This window comes from Arenibacter certesii DSM 19833 (assembly GCF_000429545.1).
Lineage (GTDB): Bacteria > Bacteroidota > Bacteroidia > Flavobacteriales > Flavobacteriaceae > Arenibacter > Arenibacter certesii.
On the sequence record NZ_AUCB01000004.1, the window covers coordinates 142,793 to 164,735 of the forward strand.

Here is a 21,943-nt window from a genome sequence, read left to right on the forward strand (position 1 = left end):
ATTTTATAAATTTCCTATCACCCATTTCTGCAGCAATTATATATCTTTGAGGAAATAGTTGAAATGAATAATATATTGGTCGCTAATGAGGTTACTAAAAAATATGGTAACCATATAGCCCTTAACAAAATATCATTGGAAATCCCTAAGAATAGTATTTATGGTCTATTGGGGCCCAATGGAGCAGGAAAGACTACTCTTATCCGAATTATCAATCAGATTACCTATCCAGACCAGGGCACTATAATTTTTGATGGTAAGCCTCTGGAAGCGAAGCATATCTCAATGATTGGATACCTGCCGGAAGAGAGAGGGCTCTATAAAAGTATGAAGGTTGGCGAACAGGCCTTATATCTCGCCCAACTGAAGGGTATGTCCAAATCTGAAGCCAAAGCCAAATTAAAATATTGGTTTGAGCGATTGGAGATCGGGGATTGGTGGAACAGAAAAATCCAAGAGCTTTCCAAAGGGATGGCCCAAAAAATTCAGTTTATTGTTACCGTATTACATGAGCCTAAGCTATTAATATTTGACGAGCCTTTTAGTGGTTTTGATCCTATTAATGCTAATCTTATTAAAGATGAAATTCTACGACTTAAAGAAAACGGAACTTCCATTATCTTCTCTACACATAGAATGGAGTCGGTGGAAGAACTATGTGAGTATATAGCGCTGATCCATAAGTCCGAAAAATTACTGGATGGTAAGCTTAGTGATATAAAGAATGCCTATAAAAACAATATATATAAGGTTGGGTTAGGACTCCATAGTTCTAATGGCATACTAGATGATCTAAAGGATAAATTTCAGATTCTATCTTCTGAGTATGTAGACAACGGCCAACAGTTAAATTTTACGGTACAACTACCTTCAAATGATACTGGTGCCTTTTTAACCCATTTATCTGGGAAGGCCAACGTAAATCACTTCACGGAAACTATTCCATCAGCAAATGACATTTTTATTAAAACAGTTCAAAATAAGCAGCCAATATGAGTAAATTAGGACTCATCATTAAGCGGGAATATTTAGCCAAGGTGCGTAATAAGTCCTTTGTAGTCATGACTTTTCTGAGTCCCATTCTTATGGTAGGCATGATAGCCTTAATCGTTTATCTGACCAAAGTCAATGATAATGAAACAAGGGTAATTGGAGTGTTAAATCAGAGCGACTATTTTTCTACGGACTTTCAGGGTACTGATAATACTTCCTATGTTAAATTTAGGGATGTGGATTTGGAAGCGGCCAAGGACTCCATTATTAAAATGGGTTTATATGGGCTACTGTACATTCCAAACGCACCAAACCTGGAAAGGGTAGCCGAAAATGCTGTTTTTTATACCAAAGATGCTCCTGGTTCTTCCGTAGTGACTAATTTGGAATCGGTTTTTGAAAATAGATTGCGTATGGAAAGATTGCAGGACCTAGGGGTGTCTGCATCCGATTTTAATAAGTTGGACCTGAGTTTTGAAATAAATACGACTACTTTTTCAGGAGAACAGAATCTGAAAGGTATCAATGAAATTAAAGCATTTATCGGTGGTGGGTTTGGTTACCTAATTATGATGTTTATCATAATATATGGCGGATTTGTAATGCGAAGCGTTATTGAGGAAAAAACAAGCAGGATAGTAGAGGTAATTATCTCCTCCGTTAAGCCTTTTCAATTGATGCTGGGTAAGATTATTGGCACTTCCTTGGCGGGTATCACACAGTTTGTAATATGGATAATTTCTGCGAGCTTGTTGCTAGGGATGTTAGTTTTTATTTTTGGAATAGACCCTTCAGCACTCAATTCAGGTGCAGAAAACACGCCCGGACTTATTGGAGGAGCTGCGAATTTTGCTAATTCGGAGACTACAATGCAGTTGTACGCCAATGAACTTTTTAAAATACCATGGGCAATGTTGATCACATTTTTTATGATATATTTTATTCTTGGTTATTTGATTTATAGCTCTATATATGCGGCAATAGGTGCAGCAGTAGACAATGAAGCAGATACACAACAGTTCATATTTCCAATTATTCTTCCTTTAATGTTGGCTATTTATGTGGGGTTCTTTTCCGTTTTTAATAACCCACACGGTCCAATTGCTGTGGGATTTTCATTATTTCCGCTAACCTCCCCAATCGTTATGCTCATGCGTCTTCCTGGTGGGATAGGGGAAGGGGGAGTTCCTGTATGGGAATTGTTGGTCTCTATTGCACTGCTAGTTGTTACCTTCATTGGAATTGTATGGTTGGCAGCTAAAATTTATAGGGTAGGAATCCTAATGTACGGTAAAAAGCCATCGTACAAGGATATATTTAAATGGCTGAAATATTAGTATGGATCAACTTAAATTCTTTTCCAATTCCTTGATACCTATAAGAATAATGAAATTAAGATGGAGGAGGAGGTGTGCCATCCTTGCAATTGTGTTCTTTAGCAACTATGCATCGGCACAAACTCCAGATATTTTTAGGTTAGAATATATGTTAATGCCCAGAAATAGTGCGGAGGCGAAGCTTTCAAGAATAAAATTGGTGGGTAATCTTCCCATCAAGGTGAGAGAGAATGATAATATTGTATTGGGTGTAGAGTACAATAGGATGGCTTTCAATTTAAGAAGGGAGGAGCCTTTTAATGATGTAGTAGATGAAACTTTTCATGTCGCAGATTTAAATATGGCCTATATACACCAATATAATACAGATTGGCGTTTTGTAGGTGTACTTACGCCCCGTATCTCTTCTACCCTTAATAGACCTTTAGAGAAGGGGGATGTTTCTATTAACGCAACCGTGGGAGCTATAATGGATAAGCCATTGGCCGATAAGCCCACTCGTCTAGTGTTAGGAATTGCCTATAACTCTACAGTAGCCCTTAGGATACCGCTTCCCGTAATATATTACGAAAAACGTTTTCATCCCAACTGGACCTACGTGGTTGGCGCTCCAAAAAGTGGTATGAAGTATCATTTTAATGATAAACATATGTTACAGACAGAATTTATCTTGGACGGATATTATGTAAACCTACAAAGTTCTATAATCAGTTCAGATTCTGGTTTAGCCTCGTCTATATCTACTTCGGTGGCTTTAGCAACTTTAGGATACCAATATACTGTGGCAAAAAACATGTTCCTTTATGGATACGCTGGCCATACTTTGTTTCAGGATGGAGTGCTAAGGGATAAAGAAAGAAATGATATTTTTACATTGAACGACGAGCCTAGTTTTTATTTTAGGACTGGTTTTAGAATAGGAATTTAAATTAAAGTAATGGCAAGAATTTTGGTTATTGAAGATGAACCTTCAATTAGAAGAGTATTGGTAAAAATTCTGTCTGAGGAAAATGACAGCTATATTGTAGAGGAAGCCGAAGACGGACAAAAAGGGCTTGAAGCAATAAAGAAAGACGATTTTGACCTGGTGCTCTGTGATATAAAAATGCCCAAGTTAGATGGGGTAGAGGTGTTGGAAACGGTGAGAAAAATAAAACCCGAAATTCCCTTTATTATGATATCGGGTCACGGAGATTTAGATACCGCAGTGAATACTATGCGTTTGGGGGCATTTGACTACATTTCTAAGCCCCCCGATTTAAACAGACTCTTAACTACAGTGCGCAATGCGCTGGATCGTAAGGAACTTGTAGTAGAAAATAAGATCCTAAAGAAAAAAGTGAGTAAAAACTACGAAATGATTGGGGACAGCAAGGAGATTCATATGGTGAAGGATATCATAGAGAAAGTTGCCCCTACAGATGCCAGAGTACTTATTACCGGTTCTAATGGGACAGGTAAGGAATTGGTGGCCCATTGGATACATGAGAAAAGTGAGCGTAGTTCTTACCCCATGATCGAGGTCAATTGTGCAGCCATCCCTTCCGAATTGATCGAAAGTGAATTGTTTGGACATGTTAAAGGCGCTTTTACCTCTGCGGTTAAAGATAGGGCCGGTAAATTTGAGGCCGCCCAAAATGGAACTATTTTCCTTGATGAAATAGGTGATATGAGTTTATCTGCACAAGCAAAAGTGCTTAGAGCATTGCAGGAAAACAAAATTTCTAGAGTTGGCTCCGACAAAGATATAAAAGTAGATGTAAGGGTAGTGGCCGCAACCAATAAAGACCTCAAAAAAGAAATTTCCGAAGGCAGGTTTAGGGAAGACCTTTACCATAGATTGGCGGTAATTTTAATCAAGGTTCCATCCCTAAATGAAAGGCGGGAAGATATTCCTTTGCTAATAAATTATTTTGCTAAAAAAATTGCTGAAGAACATGGTAGTTCTGCGAAAATATTTTCTAAAAAGGCCGTTAGTCTGCTACAAGGTTATGATTGGACTGGAAATATCCGGGAATTAAGAAATGTAGTGGAACGTCTTATTATACTTGGAGGAAGTGAAGTAACTGAAGAAAATGTGAAAATGTTCGCTAGTAAATAACTACTTTACCATTCCGGGATAAATTAAAAGGGTACAAAACACGTATGGGTTTATGTACCTTTTTTACTTAGCTCAACATTGCGGAAATAATATAAATTGCTGCTAGATCACAAAAAAATATTCGGCCAAGAGGTTATTCTTTGCAATCTCCAATTTCCAATAAAGCCTGGGCAGTAATTTCCTTGGTTTTAAGGTGATAGTATTTTTTTCCATCGCTTAAATTAGGTTTTAAAAGTTGCTTATCACATAGCTCATAAACGTTCATAGCGTAATTATATGCTTCTTTACAATCTACAGATCGTACTATCTGGTCCAAGGACTCCTTAAATTGAACTAGGGATAAGTCTATCCTTTTTTTTAATTCTTCACTGTCAATTTTCCCTAGATTTCGTTCAATTTCGATGGATTCAGTGGTGTTCAATGCCAGTACCTCATTGTTATAATTGGAGGAATGGGTATCATGCTGTTCTACAGCATCCGCTGCCTCAATAATGTAGACCAAAGCTTTGTCTAATAATATCAAGGAACTGTTTATAGTAGTGGTTTTTGTGGCGTTCTTTAAATGGTCTGCACCCGCTGTGATAAGACTTATCGCTTGTTTACAACCGCATTCATTTAAATTGGATTTAGATTTTTCTAACGCAGTAAGGGCCCTATAGGCAAAGAATTTAGCCATATTTAGGTCTTCAGCTGCAATTGCCTTTTCTGTCTGTATCTGGATATGTTGAATGTTGGAGCGCGCATAAATACATTGTTTATCAGACGTAAAGGAAGAGAAAAACACTATTACTAATCCACAAAAAAAGGGAAATAAGGTTTTCATAAAGTAAGATTTTGAAAAATCTGTAAGATTCGGGTTGAATAACAATATAAAGATACCCTTAGCGCATGAAATCGCCTTATTTTTTCGACAAGCCGTGCTTTTATGGTGTATGTTGCTTAAAATAACAGTTTACTTGGTGGCCATTTCGAAGAGTTTATACTGATTTGCTGAAGGTTCTCTATTGGCAGTGCGGCTAAATTGCTAACCTCCGTTTCCCGATAAAGTTGATGGAGTAGTTGCACATAAAGAATAATTATAATAGGGAGTTATAGTATTGTTTTATTAGATGATGTTTATTGGCATTCAATATATTATGGGATCTTGCACTGCTTCTTTTAATAGGAATCAACTAGGATATCAGAATAATTTATATATTTTGTATTTCTAACCGCTCAATTTTTGAGCCATAACTATACTTTATGAAAAATATAACGTCATCGACCTATAGAGTAACAGATAAAATTAAGCTAGAATCAATTGCTACCCATGACGATTTTGATGTTTCCAATAAAAAATTAAAAAAGGAATTAAAAAATGTAAGGGTAGATCTTGGTGAGTTTCAGGATACACTTTATGCCCATGCTAAATATAGTGTGCTTATTTGCATACAGGGGATGGATACAGCTGGTAAGGACAGTTTGATCCGTGAGGTGTTTAAAGATTTTAATGCGCGTGGGGTAGTCGTGCACAGTTTTAAGGTGCCAACAGATTTGGAGCTAAAGCACGATTATTTGTGGCGACATTATATTGCCTTGCCCGCTAAAGGAAAATTTGGCGTGTTTAACCGTACCCATTATGAAAATGTATTGGTAACAAGAGTACATCCAGAGTATCTCTTGCGTGAAAACATTCCTGGAATACATGCTGTGGCAGATGTAGATCAAAAGTTTTGGGATAAACGGTTTGAGCAAATAAATAACTTTGAGCGGCATATTGCAGAAAACGGGACCATCATTTTTAAATTCTTTCTTCATTTATCTAAAGAAGAACAACGACACCGATTATTGAGGCGATTGGAACTAAAAAGGAAAAATTGGAAATTCTCCCCTGGAGATTTGGAAGAGCGACTTCTATGGGATAACTATCAGGCCTGTTATGAGGAAGCAATCAATACAACCTCAAAGGAACATGCACCGTGGTACGTAATTCCTGCAGATAATAAGAAGGCGGCTAGGGTAATTGTAGCATCTTTATTACTGGAGGAACTAAAAAAATATATAGACATAAAAGAGCCTGAACTCAATAGCAAAATAAAGGCTAATTTAGAAAATTATAAAAAACAATTGGAAAGCGAATGAAATATTTTTGGATAGTAGTACTCTTAATCACCATCCCTATCTACGCGCAACAACAAGATGAAAAACAAATAAGGGAAATCTACAAGGAAGCATTGTCCAATGGCAAGGGGTATACTTGGTTAAATTATCTTTCCAATCAAATTGGAGCACGACTCTCAGGGTCCATACAAGCTGAAAAAGCAGTTAGCTATACTAAGTCCATCATGGATTCCCTAGGGTTGGATAAAGTTATGTTGCAGCCAGTGAAAGTGCCAAAATGGGTCAGGGGAATACCTGAGTTTGCCTATCTAGAAAGTAGTTCGGGATTTACCAATAACGTGCCTGTGCGGGCATTGGGAGGATCTGTAGCTACCCCAATGAGTGGGATTAAGGCCAAGGTGGTTGAGGTGCAGGGCATTGAGGAACTTAAAGCACTAGGAACATCCGAAATAGAAGGGAAGATCGTATTTTTTAACAAACCTATGGACCCTACTATTATCTATACTTTTGATGCCTATGCAAAAGTGGCAGACCAAAGGTACTCTGGGGCAGTGGAAGCATCTAAATATGGAGCTGTTGGCGTTATTGTAAGGTCGTTAACGTTACGACTGGATGATTTCCCTCATACCGGAGCTATGAGTTACGGGGATATCCCATTGGAAAATAGAATTCCTGCAGCCGCTATTAGTACCAATGGTGCGGAACTATTAAGTACCTCGCTTAAACTGAATCCCGATATTCAGTTCTTCTTTAGACAAAATTGTAAAACGCTGCCAGATGTAGAATCCTATAATGTTATTGGGGAGATTCGTGGTAGTACTTATCCCGATCAGATTATGGTGGTTGGTGCGCATTTGGATTCTTGGGATTTGGGTGATGGCTCTCATGACGATGGCGCAGGTGTTGTGCAAAGTATGGAGGTGTTACGATTGTTGAAAGCTACGGGATATAAGCCAAAACGCACTATTCGCGTGGTTTTATATATGAATGAGGAAAATGGATTAAGGGGAGCTACCACTTATGCGGCCGAGGCTGGTAAAAAAAGGGAAAATCATATTTTTGCACTGGAAAGTGATTCTGGTGGATTTTCACCAAGGGGTTTTACTTTTGATACCGATCAAGGGAATTTTGCTAAGGTATTGGGGTGGAAGAAATTGTTTGAACCCTACATGGTCCATTTCTTTGAACAGGGCTTTAGCGGTGCTGATATTGGTCCGTTAAAAAAGGACAAAATAGTTTTGGCAGGATTGCGGCCAGACTCACAACGTTATTTTGATCACCATCATTCGGAGAACGATGTTTTTAAGCATATCAATAAACGAGAACTGGAACTTGGCGCTGCCGCAATGGCCAGCCTAGTATACCTTTTTGATACCTACGGGCTCAATAATTCAAATAATTGATCCCATTATTACTGATCCCATCTTTTTAAGTAATTTTGGCTACTGAAAAAAACAACTCAAATGAAAAACAAATTTTTAGTTGCTGTAATCGGAATGGCGGTAATGAACTCCTGTAAAGAGACCCCTTCTAATACGGCAAAAGATGAGCCAAGAGGAATAATCTTGGCCAATATGGACACTACCGTGAGCCCTAAAACTAATTTTTATGATTATGTAAACGGAACCTGGATGAAGGAAACACAAATTCCCGACGACCGTTCTAGTTGGGGTGGATTTAGTGTTCTTAGAAAATCTACGGATGAAAATGTTCTTGGAATAATTGCCAGGGCGAAGGAAAGTAAAAAATATGCAGCGGATACGGATCAGGCAAAGGCACTTTTTTTGTTCGATTCCAAAATGGACACAACCAAGCGTAATGAGATGGGTATAAGTCCTTTACAGCCTACCTTGGATGCCATAGCCAATATTAAAAATTTAACAGAGCTACAAACCCTATTGGTTAAAGATCCAGCGGCGTCCTCCCCCTTTATTGGGCTATATGCTTCTGCAGATCTTAACAATAGCGCTATGAACGCAACCTATATCTCACCAAGCAGGTTGGGATTGCCCGATCGTGATTTCTATTTGGAGCAAGACAATAAATCCAAAGAGATAAGGGAAGAATATGTAAATTATATCATTAAAATGCTTCAATTTCTAGGTGATGATGAAGCTACCGCTGAGGTTGCTGCTAATACCATTTTAGCTATGGAAACGGCATTGGCAAAACCGCGATTAGATAAAGTGGAAAGCAGAGATGCTAGGAACTTTAATAATCCTAAATCAATCGCCGAAACCCAAGCTTTATTTCCAGCTTTTGATATTAAGAAATGGATGTCCGATATGGAAATTAAAAAGCAGGTGGATACACTTCTTGTTACCCAACCAAAATATTTTCAGGAACTAAATACGTTTTTGAAAACCAATTCTTTGGAGGATATTAAAACTTTGGTGCGCTGGAGTACATTAAATAGTGCTGCATCAAAACTAACCACTCCAATAGAAGATACTAGTTGGGGATTTTATAGTAAATATTTAAGAGGAGATAAAGAACAAAGACCTGCCGATGAAAGAGCACTTGCCATGGTTAATGGGTCAATTGGCGAAGCTCTGGGGCAATTATATGTGGATGAAATGTTTCCTCCAGAAGCCAAAGAAAAAGCAGAGTCTATGATTGCCAATATTATTTCCGCTTTTCAAGCGAGAATTAAACAATTGGATTGGATGGGCGATTCTACTAAGGTAAAAGCGATAGAAAAGTTAGATAAATTTACCGTTAAAATAGGATATCCTGACAAATGGGAAGACTACTCTAACATGGAAGTTACAGAGGATAAAGGATATTTTGATAATGTGATTGCCGTCCAGAAATGGGGAACTGCCAAAAATATTTCCAAAATTGGTGAGCCTGTAGACAAAACAGAATGGGGAATGTCTCCGCAGACAGTTAATGCCTATTTTAATCCCTTGAACAATGAGATTGTTTTTCCAGCAGCCATCCTACAACCCCCATTTTATGATTATCTGGCAGATGAAGCAGTAAACTATGGTGGGATCGGAGCAGTAATTGGTCATGAGATTTCACATGCCTTTGATGATAGCGGCTCTAGGTTTGACGCTAACGGGAATTTGGTAAACTGGTGGACCGAAGAGGATTTGGAGAGGTTTACCGAGCGCAGTACGGCTCTGGCTGATCAGTACGATAAAATTGAAGTGCTGGACAGCGTATTCATTAACGGCAAATTTACCCTAGGAGAGAATATTGGAGACCTCGGTGGTGTATTGGGAGCATATGATGGCCTACAGCAGTATTTTAAAGAAAATGGAAGACCAGAGAATATAGATGGGTTTACCCCAGAACAACGCTTTTTTATGTCCTGGGCAACCATATGGCGTACACTTTCTAGAGAGGAGGCACTTCGTACACAAGTGAGGACAGATCCGCATTCTCCAGGCAGATACCGAGCCACTCAGCCGCTACTTAATATTGATGCTTTCTATGAAGCGTTTGATATAACACCTAGTGATGCCATGTATTTGGAACCCGAGAAAAGAGTGAGAATTTGGTAATAATCATAAAGATTAGAACATGTAAGGGAGCTTTATGAGCTCCCTTTTTTATTGGGTGTATATGAGGTCTTTTTGAAAACGGGAACTGTTTTATACTCCAAAACAAAATACTACCTTTGTCCTTCATATAAAAACAGTGATATGCAAGACGGAATATATGCAAAATTCAATACTTCGAAAGGAGAGATACTAGTAAAACTTACCCATGACAAAACTCCGGGAACCGTAGGGAACTTCGTGGCATTGGCAGAGGGTACTTTGGAGAATAGCGTTAAACCACAAGGAAAGCCTTATTATGACGGAATAAAATTCCATAGGGTTATTCCAGATTTTATGATTCAAGGGGGATGTCCATTAGGTACTGGTACTGGAGACGGTGGCTATAAGTTTGATGATGAATTTCATCCAGAACTTACCCATGATGGTCCAGGAGTGCTTTCTATGGCAAATGCTGGACCTGGGACCAATGGAACCCAATTTTTTATTACCCATGTGGCTACACCTTGGTTAGATAATAAGCATACAGTCTTTGGTCATGTTGTAGAAGGTCAGGATGTGGTAGATAGTATTTCACAAGGAGATAAGATAGAAACCCTGACCATTGAGAGAGTAGGGGAAGATGCTCAAAATTGGAATGCAATAGAGGCATTTAGAACATTTGAAGGCTCTAGGGAAAAAAGACTGGCAGAAGAAAAAAGAAAAGTGGCTGCTGAATTGGATAAAGTAGCTGCAGGATTTGAAGAAACTGAAAGTGGCCTTAGGTATAAAATTATCCAAAAAGGAAATGGTGCCAAGCCAGAAAGCGGAGAAAATGTTTCTGTCCATTATGAAGGTGCCTTGTTGAACGGACAGGTTTTTGATTCTTCTTATAAGAGAAAAGAGCCAATTACATTTCAATTGGGAGTTGGTCAAGTAATCCCAGGATGGGACGAAGGTATTCAACTATTAAAGGTTGGAGATAAGGCAAGATTTGTTATTCCATCTAGCCTAGCTTATGGGAGCGCTGGTGCAGGAGGAGTTATTCCTCCAAATGCTACTCTTGTTTTTGATGTAGAACTTATGGGTGTCAGTTAGTCTGAATAACTAGTCAAATAAGGAGGAGAAAAAATAAAAAGGCCCTAATCAGTAGGGCCTTTTATTATTGGTAGAAACTGATAGAAAATATGCTGTGGGTCAATAAATCGCTACCCTATCCAAGCTGTCGCGAAATTGTCCCAATAAATAAGAAAGATAGTATAATACTAAGAATTTCTATTTATTGTTCTTTAGGTTTGTTTAGGCTCAATAACAACAGAGCAATATTGATTACCAATAACGATAATAAAATAGTGAAGAAAATGGTCATAATCTAAGCTTTTAAGCGGGGGCTGTTAATATATTAGGGTAGATGCAAACAGGGCCTAAAGGTTGCGTTAAATAAGGAAGTATTACATTGTAATGTGATTTTTCCTATAAAAACAGCGGTACTTAGAGAGATTAAGACAATCTGTAAAGTTGTTTCTGAGTGTTGTTTGGTAGTACGTATAAAAAAACCCATCCATGGGGACGGGTTTCTATCTTCAAAAAAAAGTTGTATCGTAATTATTAAATCACTTTCACGTTTACCGCGTTCAATCCTTTTTTACCTTGTTGTAATTCAAATTCTACAACGTCACCTTCACGAATTTCATCGATTAAACCAGAAATGTGTACAAAGTGATCTTCGCTTGAGCCTTCTTCAGTGATAAAACCAAAACCTTTAGAATCGTTGAAGAATTTTACTGTTCCTTTATTCATTATAAAAAATTAAAAAAATTATATTAGTAGCAAATATAGGGCATAATTATTTAAAGATGTGGTTTTTTGATAGTTATATTTATTTTTCACACCCCCTTTCTGGTAATAGACGCGTCGTTCTTTAATTATAATGATAATTTACATATAAGTAAAACTGATCTTTTTTGTCTATTCTTAGAGGGTTGCCACCGTATTTATTTGTGAAAATCCGTATACGGTATTTTTTGAGAATACTACGATTTAGCGTTGAAAATTAAAACATAGTATATGGTGGAAGATAATAGGATGGTTCTTTGTCCGATTGTACGGTTACGTGATCTGTATTAGATAAATTGTTTTGGACGCATATAATTCTGTAACCTATGTAACTAATCAAAGCCTTCAGATACCTGAAGGCTTTGATGTAAACACCAAAATGCTAAAACATCGATGTTATAAGTTTGGCTGTGGAGTAAGCCTTAAATAAGGCTTTATTTCCTCAACTCCTTTTGGGAACAATTTCTTGGCGTCCTCCGTGTTGATTGCGGGACTCACTACTACTTTCTCACCATGCTTCCAGTCTGCCGGAGTTGCCACTTTGTGGTATTCCGTTAACTGTAGTGAATCTATCACTCGCAATAGCTCGTGGAAATTACGGCCGGTAGAGGCAGGATAGGTGAGGGTTAGTTTAACGGTCTTGTCCGGTGCAATAATATATACAGAACGAACCGTTAAATTGCTGTCTGCATTGGGATGAATCATATCATACAATGTAGAAACCTTTTTATCCTCATCTGCTATAATTGGAAAATTGACAGTCGTATTTTGGGTCTCGTTAATATCTTTTATCCACTCTGCGTGTGAGGCAGCACTATCTACACTAAGCGCTATCATTTTCACGTTTCGCTTATCAAATTCATCTTTGAAATTTGCAGCTGCACCTAATTCTGTAGTACAAACAGGGGTGAAATCGGCAGGATGAGAAAAAAGAATTCCCCATGAATCACCTAAATAATCATATAAATTAATCATTCCAACGGAACTGTCCGCTGTAAAATCTGGGGCTAAATCGCCCAATCTTATTGTAGCCATTTTCTACTGGTTTTTTTGGTTAAAATTAATATCCTATAAAATTAGTAGATTATAATTGAATCGACTTTTAAAAAAGGTTAAAAAAGTATTAAAAATTTAACTGCTTTTTAAAAGGTTCGGCCAAGTCGGTAGTTATTTACTTCCGCTTACCCATTTGAATTATAGTTTGTGTTTTTTTATTATAGTTTTCAGGATATCTATATTTTTTATCACTTTAAATAGTACTTTTATTACATGGAAGATAAGTTGTTGGAAAATTTGAGATATCCCATCGGTCATTTTGTTTACACGCATGCTGTAGATGATATGATTGTTTCTGATTGGATATCGGAACTAGAAGCATTGCCAACTCGTTTGGAGGATTTAGTGCTTCCTTTACACAATGGACAATTAAATACACCATATCGGCCAGGAGGGTGGACGGTGAGGCAGGTGATCCACCATATAGCGGATAGCCATCATAATAGTTATACGAGGTTTAAATGGGCTCTAACAGAAGACAGACCGGTAATTAAACCATATTATGAAAAGGAATGGAGTAATTTGTTCGATGCTCAAGATGCACCAATAGAATTTTCTTTGGATTACATTAAAGCGCTCCACGTAAAATTGATATACCTATTAAGAGGTTTGTCCAAGGAAGAGCTGTCCAAGGTCTACATTCATCCCAAAGGAAATTTGGAGGTAAGCTTAATGGAAAGTATAGGTAGGTACGCTTGGCACGGAAATCATCATTTGGCCCATATTAGTGGATTAATTCAACGTATGGGATGGTAGATATATTTACAGGTCCTCGATGACTTGAAAGGGGGAGTTATTAAGCTCCCCTGTTTTTTGAATAAAACCCATACAAAAATAATCGGAATATAGAAAAAGAGTGAAACTAAAATGGAACCTCTTAATCAGCTTTCCACTTAATATTACAGCCTAAACTGGGTTTTTGAACAGTATTAATCTTTGCCCCTTGGAGTAGGTTGTTCATCGCATCCCTTAAATCGTCTCCCGTAACGGCCAACCCATTTCCAGGTCTAGAATTATCAAATTGACCACGGTATACTAATTTTAAATCAGCATCAAATAAATAAAAATCAGGCGTACATGCCGCATCGTAGGCTCTGGCAACTTCCTGTGTCTCATCGTATAGGTAAGGGAAAGTGTAATTCTGCTCCTTGCTGACCAACTTCATTAAGTCTGGAGAATCCCTGGGATACTTCTCTACATCATTACTGGAAATTGCTATAAAAGAAATTCCTAGGGGTTCAAATTCAATTGCTGTTTTGGAAAGTTCCGGATTTATATGCTTAACAAAGGGACAATGGTTGCAAATAAACATAATAACAGTTCCTTTTGCTCCTTTATATTGTTGTAGGGCAACCTTTTTATTTAAGGTGGGGTCAAATAAATTAAAATCTGGTGCAATAGTGCCCAAAGGCAACATATTACTAGGAGTATTTGCCATGAATAATGTGCTTTAATTATAGTGTGCTTTAAGGATAAAAGTAATCAAATTTAATTGCAATTAAAAACCACGGTGATCAACTTGCCTTAGCATGATAAATTATAGCTTGATAAAAGCAATATCTAATCTTATTTAGTGGTTATGACCGCATTATTTTAAAAATTCTCCTGGAATTTAACCTAATCTGAAAGTAGGGTAGGGAATAAAAAGTTGAATAGGTGGGTGAAGGTATAAATTTTAATTTGTATAATTAGAATTCTTTTCAGAAAAGGACCATCTAGATGGCATCGATAAAGGGATCCGTGACACCAGTATAGGTCACTTAAGCAGAATGTATAAGTAACAGATTATGGATAATTTAAGGGAAATAAAATGAGCGAAACCATAAATTGGGCAGACTTTGCCAAAATAGAAATGAGGGTGGGTACTATTATGGAGGTTTCTGATTTTGTAGAAGCTAAAAATCCAGCTTATAAGATATGGGTCGATTTTGGTGAGTTAGGAGTCAGAAAGACATCGGCACAAATTACCCTTAGATATACCCCAGAACAACTATTGGGAAAGCAAGTGATAGCTGTCGTTAATTTTCCAAAGAAACAAATTGCTAATTTTATGAGTGAATGTCTTATATTAGGCGCAGTTGATGGGGACGACGTTATCTTGTTGCAGCCAGAGGCCAAGGTCATTAACGGGCTTAAAATTTCCTAATACTTGACGATAAGCGCTATAGATAGTTTGCATATAGACTTTACTGAGCAATCCCTCTGGGTGATGAATATTGCATTGGGATTGGTCATGTTCGGAATAGCCCTAGACATTTCCTTAAATGATTTTAAACGCTTATGGCTGCAGCCAAAACCTCTTTTTGTAGGAGTGTTCAGTCAGTTTGTGCTATTGCCAGCCGTAACTTTTATTTTGGTGTTATTAATTTCTCCCATTCCCAGTATTGCGCTCGGTATGTTTATGGTAGCGGCATGCCCGGGCGGAAATATTTCCAATTTTATTACCCATATAGCTAAAGGAAATTCGGCCTTGTCCATAAGTTTAACCGCCGTAGCAACTCTACTGGCCGTGGTGATGACACCAATTAACCTTCAGTTATGGGGGTCGTTATATAGTCCAACTGCCATTATTTTAAAAGAGGTGGCCATATCTCCTTGGGAAATGGTAAAATTAGTAGCTTTATTGCTTGGATTGCCCTTGGTTTTGGGAATGTACTTAAATCATATAAGACCTAATTTGGCTTCAAAACTGGCAAAAATTCTAAAATTAGTTTCCATAATATGTTTTGTAGTTCTAATAGTTGTTGCCCTGTTCAATAACCGGGATATTTTTATGGATTATGTTTTCTACGTGTTTTGGATCGTTGTGATTCATAATCTCCTCGCTTTTGTTACTGGTTATTCTTTTGCAAATATTATGGGACTCTCTCAGGCCAACAAAAGAACCTTGGCCATAGAAACGGGAATCCAAAACTCCGGACTGGGTTTACTATTGATCTTCACTTTTTTTGATGGTATGGGCGGCATGGCGCTATTAGCTGCGTTTTGGGGGGTATGGCATATCATATCTGGATTGGCAGTGGCTAGTTTTTGGAGCTTTAAACCTATTGATAAATTGGATAAAAAGGAATTGGCTTGAGGAAATTGGGGTATTTTTTAATGTGGATAGGTGTAAGAGCGGCATTATGGATGTATTTTTCTAAGATATCGATAAAAGGGATAAACCAAATTCCAAAAGACAATCCCCTACTTTTCCTGTCGAATCATCAGAATGCGCTTTTAGATGCATTGTTGGTGGCTACACATAGTCCAAGAAAGATTTATTTCCTCACGAGGTCCGATGTCTTTAAAAATCCTATTCTTAGAATGTTTTTTAATTATCTGCAGATGATTCCCATTTATAGGATTCGAGATGGTAAGGAGTCGTTAAAGCAGAATGAAGCTGTCTTTGAGCGTTGTAGTCAGCTATTGCAGCGTGGGGAGGCTATACTAATATTTCCAGAAGGCAACCATTCCCTAAAACGGAAGGTGCGCCCGGTAAGTAAAGGGTTTACTCGATTTTTGTTTGCGGCTCTGGAGGAAAATCCTCAATTAGATGTGCGTTTGGTCCCATTAGGGATGAATTATAAGGATGCGGCAACCTTTCCCGATCTGGTGTCCCTTTATTACGGTAAGAACATTCGTGTATTGGATTATTACAATAAACAGGAAATTAAAGAATCGGTTACCAGGTTGAAAAAGGAAGTGCACCAAGAATTAACCACCCTTACTACCCATATTGATAATGATATAGAATATGATAAAATAGTTTCCCACTTAGAAAAGCTAGGGTTAGATTTTTTAAACCCCGAGGTTGCTAATAAGGCGGTTGATAGTTATATCCATACACCAGATCCCGTTGGCCCAAAAATCAATACTTCAGAAATTTACAGTATTGGAAAAGTATTGTTCAACATAATTAATTTCCCAATTTACCTGATTTGGTCCAAGGTCATTGGCCCTAAAGTGGGGGAGTTGGAATTTCTTAGTACGGTGAGGTTTATGGTATTTCTTTTATGTTATCCGCTATTTTATTTTCTACTAACGGTAATCCTAGCATATATTTTCAGTGTAAATTTGGCCCTTTCTGTAGTAGTCGTTCATATTTTGATTAATCTGATATGGGTAAAAATCCTAGCGCCACTATTTTCTAAATAAATTAGGGTCGACTTTTATATTTCTTTATAAAATAATAAAACGACCCCAATGCTGCTGTTCACGAAATCTACATCATCTTGCCGAAGAAAATTGCGTTCATTACCAATTTGTTGGTTCCAAACCAAAAAGCTCTAAAATTTGTGTTATCAGTAAATAGTACAACTCGGCCTTTACCGGAGCGTTGAACCTGAAAGGGTACGCTATTTTGGATCAATTCTAGGTTTCTATCAGAAATGTATCCGCTTAAGAGTGGGTTTTGGGTGTATTGAATTGGGTTGTTATAACTGTTCTTATCTGCCTCTATGTAAATGTTGGTGTTTCTAAATAACGGACATGGCTGTTCTTGTAGCCAAAATTTATAGGGTGGCTACGGTCTAGCTTAGCTTCAAAAATTGCACCTCCCGTGGCATGGGCCCCAAGGAAGTCTCCTTTTTGTTCATAAGAAATATTTTTAGCAACTAGGGTATCCTTTTTCAGGCTTAATTTCATGAATTCGTTCTTCGAAAACCAGTCGGCCATATTGCGATATCCGATAAGTGTGCCTCCGTTATTTACCCATTGTTTTAATTTCTCAGTTCCTTTTTCGTCCAAGAATTTACCGCCACTCCTATTGGGGATAACAATGGAGGTATAAACGGAAAGGTCTACATTATTAATATAATCCGTGTCTATTTTGGTGAGACTAAAATCGTAGCGTTGATCCAATAGATGCCAAAATTCCCCAGCATCATAGGAGGTAACTCCACTCCCTACCAAAAGAGCAACGCGGTGTTTTTCTAAAGGGATAAAATCACTGCTACCCAAGTCTATTCCAGTAGCATGTCCTGTGCCTACTGAAAACATAGGGATTTTGCTCTCATTGGCCACAGAATTTAAGAAGTTGTATATTTCAGCTGGGTTTAGGGATTGATTTTGAACGGGAATCATTATTGCACCATAATCAAAACTTTTACCTTCTACCATGAATGGCGTTTTACCGACTTTGGCCCCAAGCCCTTTGTTCAAAATTTTATTTAAAGCTTTAGGGGAGTAGTATTCGTTCCAGTCAAATAGATAGGCGTTGGAACTTTGCTGATCTACTTTGGAGGATAAGGGAGAAAGTTTCGTTACTAAATTTCCCGCCGCGGAGGTAGCGTTTAATTCAGAATAGTCTAAATTAAATGCCAATGGTTACGTCCATGCTGATACATCATAAAAAATACTATCGGTGAAAGGGATCCTCTTTTCAAACATGGCCTTTACGAGCCTTGCATTTTTTTTGATCAGTAGGAACTATATAGCTATAGCCCTTTCTAAAATATTTTCCATTTACGGTAATATCATGGGAAAGCTCATGGAATGTTATGTTTTGTAAATCTAATATTTCTGCCAAATGCCAAGCTTTAGCAGCATCTTTACTGTCTCCAAAAACAATTCCTTTTACTTTGTTTTTCTTGTTCTCCGTGTTTACATCTTGATAAAACTGTCGTTGATAATCCAAAATTTTAGTCCGCATTTTCCTAGCTGCTTCAATGGTAGATAGTGCGGTAGTGAATTGGTTACGAATAGTAAAGGGGAAGGTGAGTAACCCATTGTCGGAATCCTGCGCATGACCACGCGAACTTGCTTGCTCAAATAAAATACCAATACTTCCATTGATATCGGGAAAGGTGGATCCCTTGCCATAAAAATAATCGTTAAAACGCTCTTCGGAATAATAAAATGAGCCGATTTTATCCAACGCCTTAGCATGGTAGGTAGCAATTTCGGCAGTTAACTCCTGGTTGATTTTTGGGGTTAGGGGGTGTACCCTACTGGGTACTCCAGGTTGAAAAAAGAAGGTTGAGTTTGTTCCCATTTCATGGTGGTCTGTAAGTATGTTCGGCATCCACTTATGAAAACTTGTAATTCTCGCCCTGCTTTCCGGTAATTGTACGGGTAACCAATCGCGGTTCATATCAAACCAATAGTGATTGGTACGTCCTCCAGGCCACACCTCATGAAACTCCCTTTCATTTACATCCGATACTATATTTTTCCCCTTATTGGTATTGGCCCAATAAGCAAATCGTTGCAAACCGTCTGGATTATAGGAAGCATCTAATAAAATTATCGTGTTTTTTAGGGTGTCTTCAATTTCCGGACCATTTGCTGCAGCCAAATAGTATGCGTAAGCTAATGCAGCATTGGAGCCACTAGGTTCGTTTCCGTGTATGGAGAAGCCCTGATAAACCACTATGGGCATATTGTCCAAATTAAGGGTATCTGATCCCGTTTCCGTTAAACGAAGGTGGTCTTTTCTAATTTGTTCCAAGTTGCCGTGATTTGGTGGGGAGGTTATGGTAATAAAATTAATGGTCTGCCCTCATAGGTAGTGCCTCTGTTTTCTATGGAGATTCTATCGCTAGAAGCTGCCAATGCCTTCATGTAAAACAGTAGTTTGTTGTGGGTAACATGCCATTCCCCAACTTCGTGGCCTATAATGTCTTTTGGTTTGGGAATGTTGGGGTCATAGCTAATATCTAGGGGTAGATAATAATCCAGCGATGCGGTTTCTTGGCTATGCATGGTACAGAAGGACACAAACAACAATATAAATAGAAAACTTCTCATAGTTTGGATGTAGGATTTCATAATAGTATAAAAAGAAAACGGCCCCATTATGTAGGAGCCGTTAAATCTAGTACAGGAAATTAAAAATTAAATATCATCAAAACTTACATCTGTAAAACTGTCAGTAGAAGAGGTGGTGCTATTATCGTCAAATTCTTCTTTCTTATAGTCTTTCTGGTGACGCTCAGAAATTACTTCCTCACCTTTGGCATCGATTATATACGTCATCATTTCATCCAAATTTTCCTTAAAGGCAGCAAAATCTTCTTTGTATAGGTAAATTTTATGTTTTTTGTAATGAAAGGAACCATCATCGTGGGTAAACTTTTTACTTTCAGTAATGGTTAAGTAATAATCCCCTGCTTTGGTACTCCTAACATCGAAAAAGTAAGTTCTTCTTCCAGCCCGTAATACTTTCGAGTAAATCTCTTCTTGATCCATTAAATCTTTTTCGCTCATTTCGTCTAGTCTATAGTTGTTTTACATAAGTATATCTGTCAAAAGTGTGAAAAAAAACCTAATTGGACAACAAAATTCTATTTTTCTTTCTCAGAAAGTTGATTGGCATAAAGTTCTTTGTAGTAGCCATCCTTGGAATTCAATTCTTCATGGGTTCCTTCTTGTAGTAATTTTCCGCCATCTAACACTAAAACCCGGTCAGCATTTTTTGCTGAGGACACCCTATGGCTAACGATTAGTGTAGTTTTGTCTTCCGATTCTTTTTTAAGTTGATTTAGGATTTCTTCTTCGGTCTCCGTATCTACAGCAGATAGGCAATCGTCAAAAAGATAAATTTTCGGTTCTTTTATTAATGCTCGCGCAATAGAGATCCTTTGTTTCTGTCCGCCACTTAAGGTAATGCCCCTTTCCCCTAATACGGTTTCATATTGCTTGCTAAAGCCCATTATATTCTCGTGCACTACTGCTTTTTTGGCCACTGCAATAATTTCTTCATCAGTAGAATCTTGTTTTCCGAATTTTATATTGTTTTTGATGGAATCTGAAAACAGAAAAGCATCTTGAGGTACTGCACCAATAGATTTACGCAGACTATTTAGATTTAATTTCTTAATAGGTATGTCATCTATGAGAATTTCACCCGAGTCTATATCGTATAATCTGGCGATTAGGTCAAGGATGGTTGACTTGCCAGAGCCTGTTTTTCCTAAGATGGCTACTGTTTCTCCCTTATTAATGGTGAAAGAAATGTTTTTTAAGGCAACAATATTGGTGTCCTCGTAAGTAAAGGTTACATTTTTGAATTCTATTTTTCCACCAATTTCAGTTTCTTCCGTAACCGTATTGACGATGCTAGGCCGTTCTTGTAAAAACTGATTGATTCTTTTTTGTGAGGCTTCTGCTCTTTGTACTATGGACGTAACCCAACCAACAACGGCAACTGGCCAGGTTAACATATTTACGTAAAGGATAAATTCTGCAATAATTCCGATCGACTCTATTTCACCGTTTATGTATTGTTGTCCTCCAATATAAATTACGAAGATGTTACTGATACCGATTAATAAGATCATTAAAGGGAAAAACCAGGCATTTACCTTTGCCAAAGCCATGCTTTTTGTCTTACCATCTAGGGCAAGGGTCTCCAGTTCATGATTTATCTTGGGTTCTAAGGCATAAGCCTTAATTACCGAAATCCCAGAAAATGATTCTTGGGTAAATGTGGATAAAGTGGAGAGATACTCTTGTACTATTGTACTTCGCCTATGAATAATTTTACTGATTTGATAAATAAGAACAGATAGGATGGGTAATGGCAACAGAGCATACATGGCCAAAGTGGGCGCTTTTATAAACATTAGCGGCACCAGACAAACAAATAAGGTTAAAGTCTGTATTCCGTACATAATTGCAGGTCCACCATAAAGTCGCACCTGATTAACATCCTCACTTATCCTATTCATTAAATCCCCTGTCCTATTTTTTTTATAAAAATTCAGACTTAGTGATTGATAATGGTCAAAAACTTCATTTTTCAAATCATATTCAATGTACCTGGATATGTTTATTATGGTCTGACGCATCAGAAAGGTAAAAAATCCAGATAGCAGTGCTGCTCCAACAATAATTAGAATGTACTCTAAAAGTAAACTCTTAGCTTCCGTTAGAATAATTTCATTTTTCAGGTAATTTTCTGCTACCTCTATGGATTTATTTACATAGGAAGGCATCACCAGTTGAAATACACGAGCTACAATAGTGATGAAAATGCCAATGAGCAGTTTTAATCCGTATTTCTTAAAATATTTATTTAGATGTTTTAGTTCTTTCATCCGAGTAGAGAC

At 37.7% G+C, this 21,943-nt stretch carries 18 protein-coding genes and 1 pseudogene; 12 read left to right on the forward strand and 7 right to left on the reverse strand.

Translation table 11 applies throughout. The features are described 5' to 3' along the window. The first annotated feature begins 63 nt into the window (after window positions 1-63). The 4 genes from G466_RS0101650 to G466_RS0101665 are packed head-to-tail and all read left to right on the forward strand — an operon-like array spanning window position 64 to window position 4,431. Window positions 64-996 (forward strand): ABC transporter ATP-binding protein, encoded by a 933-nt coding sequence (locus tag G466_RS0101650; protein ID WP_026812075.1) that lies wholly within the window; start codon window positions 64-66, stop codon window positions 994-996. Then, window positions 993-2,330, forward strand: coding sequence for an ABC transporter permease (locus G466_RS0101655; protein ID WP_026812076.1), 1,338 nt, complete (start codon window positions 993-995; stop codon window positions 2,328-2,330). The genes G466_RS0101650 and G466_RS0101655 overlap by 4 nt, the downstream gene beginning before the upstream one ends. A 1-nt stretch (window position 2,331) precedes the next feature. Further along, window positions 2,332-3,258 (forward strand): DUF6268 family outer membrane beta-barrel protein, encoded by a 927-nt coding sequence (locus G466_RS0101660; RefSeq protein ID WP_051315488.1) that lies wholly within the window; start codon window positions 2,332-2,334, stop codon window positions 3,256-3,258. Window positions 3,259-3,267: 9 nt separating this feature from the next. Further along, the gene (locus G466_RS0101665) at window positions 3,268-4,431 is read left to right on the forward strand and encodes a sigma-54-dependent transcriptional regulator (protein WP_026812078.1); all 1,164 of its coding nucleotides are present in this window, start codon (window positions 3,268-3,270) and stop codon (window positions 4,429-4,431) included. Between the two features lie 133 nt (window positions 4,432-4,564). Here G466_RS0101665 and G466_RS0101670 read toward each other — a convergent pair whose 3' ends face one another. Continuing rightward, window positions 4,565-5,254, reverse strand: coding sequence for a hypothetical protein (locus G466_RS0101670; protein WP_026812079.1), 690 nt, complete (start codon window positions 5,252-5,254; stop codon window positions 4,565-4,567). Between the two features lie 419 nt (window positions 5,255-5,673). Here G466_RS0101670 and G466_RS0101675 point away from each other — a divergent pair, with 419 nt between their 5' ends. The 4 genes from G466_RS0101675 to G466_RS0101690 all read left to right on the forward strand — a co-directional run bounded on the left by G466_RS0101675 (window position 5,674) and on the right by G466_RS0101690 (window position 11,117). Continuing rightward, on the forward strand, window positions 5,674-6,552 hold the full coding sequence (locus G466_RS0101675) for a PPK2 family polyphosphate kinase (RefSeq protein ID WP_026812080.1): 879 nt from the start codon (window positions 5,674-5,676) through the stop codon (window positions 6,550-6,552). Then, window positions 6,549-7,934, forward strand: a complete 1,386-nt coding sequence (locus tag G466_RS0101680) for a M20/M25/M40 family metallo-hydrolase (protein ID WP_026812081.1) — start codon at window positions 6,549-6,551, stop codon at window positions 7,932-7,934. The genes G466_RS0101675 and G466_RS0101680 overlap by 4 nt, the downstream gene beginning before the upstream one ends. 60 nt (window positions 7,935-7,994) lie before the next feature. Beyond that, window positions 7,995-10,043 (forward strand): M13 family metallopeptidase, encoded by a 2,049-nt coding sequence (locus G466_RS0101685; protein WP_026812082.1) that lies wholly within the window; start codon window positions 7,995-7,997, stop codon window positions 10,041-10,043. Window positions 10,044-10,184: 141 nt separating this feature from the next. Beyond that, the gene (locus tag G466_RS0101690; protein WP_026812083.1) at window positions 10,185-11,117 is read left to right on the forward strand and encodes a peptidylprolyl isomerase; all 933 of its coding nucleotides are present in this window, start codon (window positions 10,185-10,187) and stop codon (window positions 11,115-11,117) included. A gap of 510 nt (window positions 11,118-11,627) precedes the next feature. On the opposite strand, the gene G466_RS0101695 is transcribed toward G466_RS0101690, so the two are convergent. Continuing rightward, a complete protein-coding gene (locus tag G466_RS0101695; RefSeq protein WP_026812084.1) occupies window positions 11,628-11,819 on the reverse strand; it encodes a cold-shock protein in 192 nt (63 codons plus the stop codon). 432 nt (window positions 11,820-12,251) lie between these two features. Further along, window positions 12,252-12,890: a peroxiredoxin gene (locus tag G466_RS0101700; protein ID WP_026812085.1), complete on the reverse strand. Its 639-nt coding sequence runs from the start codon at window positions 12,888-12,890 to the stop codon at window positions 12,252-12,254. Window positions 12,891-13,124: 234 nt separating this feature from the next. Between G466_RS0101700 and G466_RS0101705 the strand changes: the two genes are divergently transcribed. Then, window positions 13,125-13,667 (forward strand): YfiT family bacillithiol transferase, encoded by a 543-nt coding sequence (locus G466_RS0101705; protein WP_026812086.1) that lies wholly within the window; start codon window positions 13,125-13,127, stop codon window positions 13,665-13,667. A gap of 121 nt (window positions 13,668-13,788) precedes the next feature. Here the strand turns inward: G466_RS0101705 and G466_RS0101710 are convergent, their stop codons facing one another. Next, complete coding sequence (locus tag G466_RS0101710; RefSeq protein WP_026812087.1) at window positions 13,789-14,349, reverse strand: thioredoxin family protein; 561 nt, start codon at window positions 14,347-14,349, stop codon at window positions 13,789-13,791. Between the two features lie 372 nt (window positions 14,350-14,721). Here G466_RS0101710 and G466_RS0101715 point away from each other — a divergent pair, with 372 nt between their 5' ends. Genes G466_RS0101715 through G466_RS0101725 form a run of 3 tightly spaced genes read left to right on the forward strand, consistent with a single transcriptional unit; the run spans window position 14,722 to window position 17,048 of the window. After that, window positions 14,722-15,057: a tRNA-binding protein gene (locus G466_RS0101715; RefSeq protein WP_026812088.1), complete on the forward strand. Its 336-nt coding sequence runs from the start codon at window positions 14,722-14,724 to the stop codon at window positions 15,055-15,057. A gap of 3 nt (window positions 15,058-15,060) precedes the next feature. Beyond that, complete coding sequence (locus tag G466_RS0101720; protein WP_026812089.1) at window positions 15,061-15,990, forward strand: bile acid:sodium symporter family protein; 930 nt, start codon at window positions 15,061-15,063, stop codon at window positions 15,988-15,990. Continuing rightward, a complete protein-coding gene (locus tag G466_RS0101725) occupies window positions 15,987-17,048 on the forward strand; it encodes a lysophospholipid acyltransferase family protein (RefSeq protein ID WP_051315490.1) in 1,062 nt (353 codons plus the stop codon). Before G466_RS0101720 ends, G466_RS0101725 begins: the two co-directional genes overlap by 4 nt. A 67-nt stretch (window positions 17,049-17,115) precedes the next feature. Here G466_RS0101725 and G466_RS21250 read toward each other — a convergent pair. The 3 genes and pseudogenes from G466_RS21250 to G466_RS0101740 all read right to left on the reverse strand — a co-directional run bounded on the left by G466_RS21250 (window position 17,116) and on the right by G466_RS0101740 (window position 21,931). Beyond that, window positions 17,116-19,640: pseudogene (locus G466_RS21250) on the reverse strand (M14 family zinc carboxypeptidase). 87 nt (window positions 19,641-19,727) lie between these two features. Next, entirely contained in the window at window positions 19,728-20,099 is a 372-nt protein-coding gene (locus G466_RS0101735; protein WP_026812091.1) for a PUR family DNA/RNA-binding protein, read from the reverse strand. A gap of 77 nt (window positions 20,100-20,176) precedes the next feature. Beyond that, on the reverse strand, window positions 20,177-21,931 hold the full coding sequence (locus tag G466_RS0101740; protein ID WP_026812092.1) for an ABC transporter ATP-binding protein: 1,755 nt from the start codon (window positions 21,929-21,931) through the stop codon (window positions 20,177-20,179). Window positions 21,932-21,943 lie beyond the last annotated feature (12 nt).

Excerpts from the sequence above, each read along its gene's own strand:
- G466_RS0101695 (WP_026812084.1), bottom strand. The coding sequence starts at position 11,819 with ATGAATAAAGGAACAGTAAAATTCTTCAACGATTCTAAAGGTTTTGGT.
- G466_RS0101660 (WP_051315488.1), top strand. The coding sequence starts at position 2,332 with ATGGATCAACTTAAATTCTTTTCCAATTCCTTGATACCTATAAGAATA.
- G466_RS0101710 (WP_026812087.1), bottom strand. The coding sequence starts at position 14,349 with ATGGCAAATACTCCTAGTAATATGTTGCCTTTGGGCACTATTGCACCA.
- G466_RS0101665 (WP_026812078.1), top strand. The coding sequence starts at position 3,268 with ATGGCAAGAATTTTGGTTATTGAAGATGAACCTTCAATTAGAAGAGTA.
- G466_RS0101740 (WP_026812092.1), bottom strand. The coding sequence starts at position 21,931 with ATGAAAGAACTAAAACATCTAAATAAATATTTTAAGAAATACGGATTA.
- G466_RS0101675 (WP_026812080.1), top strand. The coding sequence starts at position 5,674 with ATGAAAAATATAACGTCATCGACCTATAGAGTAACAGATAAAATTAAG.
- G466_RS0101715 (WP_026812088.1), top strand. The coding sequence starts at position 14,722 with ATGAGCGAAACCATAAATTGGGCAGACTTTGCCAAAATAGAAATGAGG.
- G466_RS0101735 (WP_026812091.1), bottom strand. The coding sequence starts at position 20,099 with ATGAGCGAAAAAGATTTAATGGATCAAGAAGAGATTTACTCGAAAGTA.
- G466_RS0101680 (WP_026812081.1), top strand. The coding sequence starts at position 6,549 with ATGAAATATTTTTGGATAGTAGTACTCTTAATCACCATCCCTATCTAC.
- G466_RS0101655 (WP_026812076.1), top strand. The coding sequence starts at position 993 with ATGAGTAAATTAGGACTCATCATTAAGCGGGAATATTTAGCCAAGGTG.
- G466_RS0101670 (WP_026812079.1), bottom strand. The coding sequence starts at position 5,254 with ATGAAAACCTTATTTCCCTTTTTTTGTGGATTAGTAATAGTGTTTTTC.
- G466_RS0101685 (WP_026812082.1), top strand. The coding sequence starts at position 7,995 with ATGAAAAACAAATTTTTAGTTGCTGTAATCGGAATGGCGGTAATGAAC.
- G466_RS0101700 (WP_026812085.1), bottom strand. The coding sequence starts at position 12,890 with ATGGCTACAATAAGATTGGGCGATTTAGCCCCAGATTTTACAGCGGAC.
- G466_RS0101705 (WP_026812086.1), top strand. The coding sequence starts at position 13,125 with ATGGAAGATAAGTTGTTGGAAAATTTGAGATATCCCATCGGTCATTTT.
- G466_RS0101690 (WP_026812083.1), top strand. The coding sequence starts at position 10,185 with ATGCAAGACGGAATATATGCAAAATTCAATACTTCGAAAGGAGAGATA.
- G466_RS0101650 (WP_026812075.1), top strand. The coding sequence starts at position 64 with ATGAATAATATATTGGTCGCTAATGAGGTTACTAAAAAATATGGTAAC.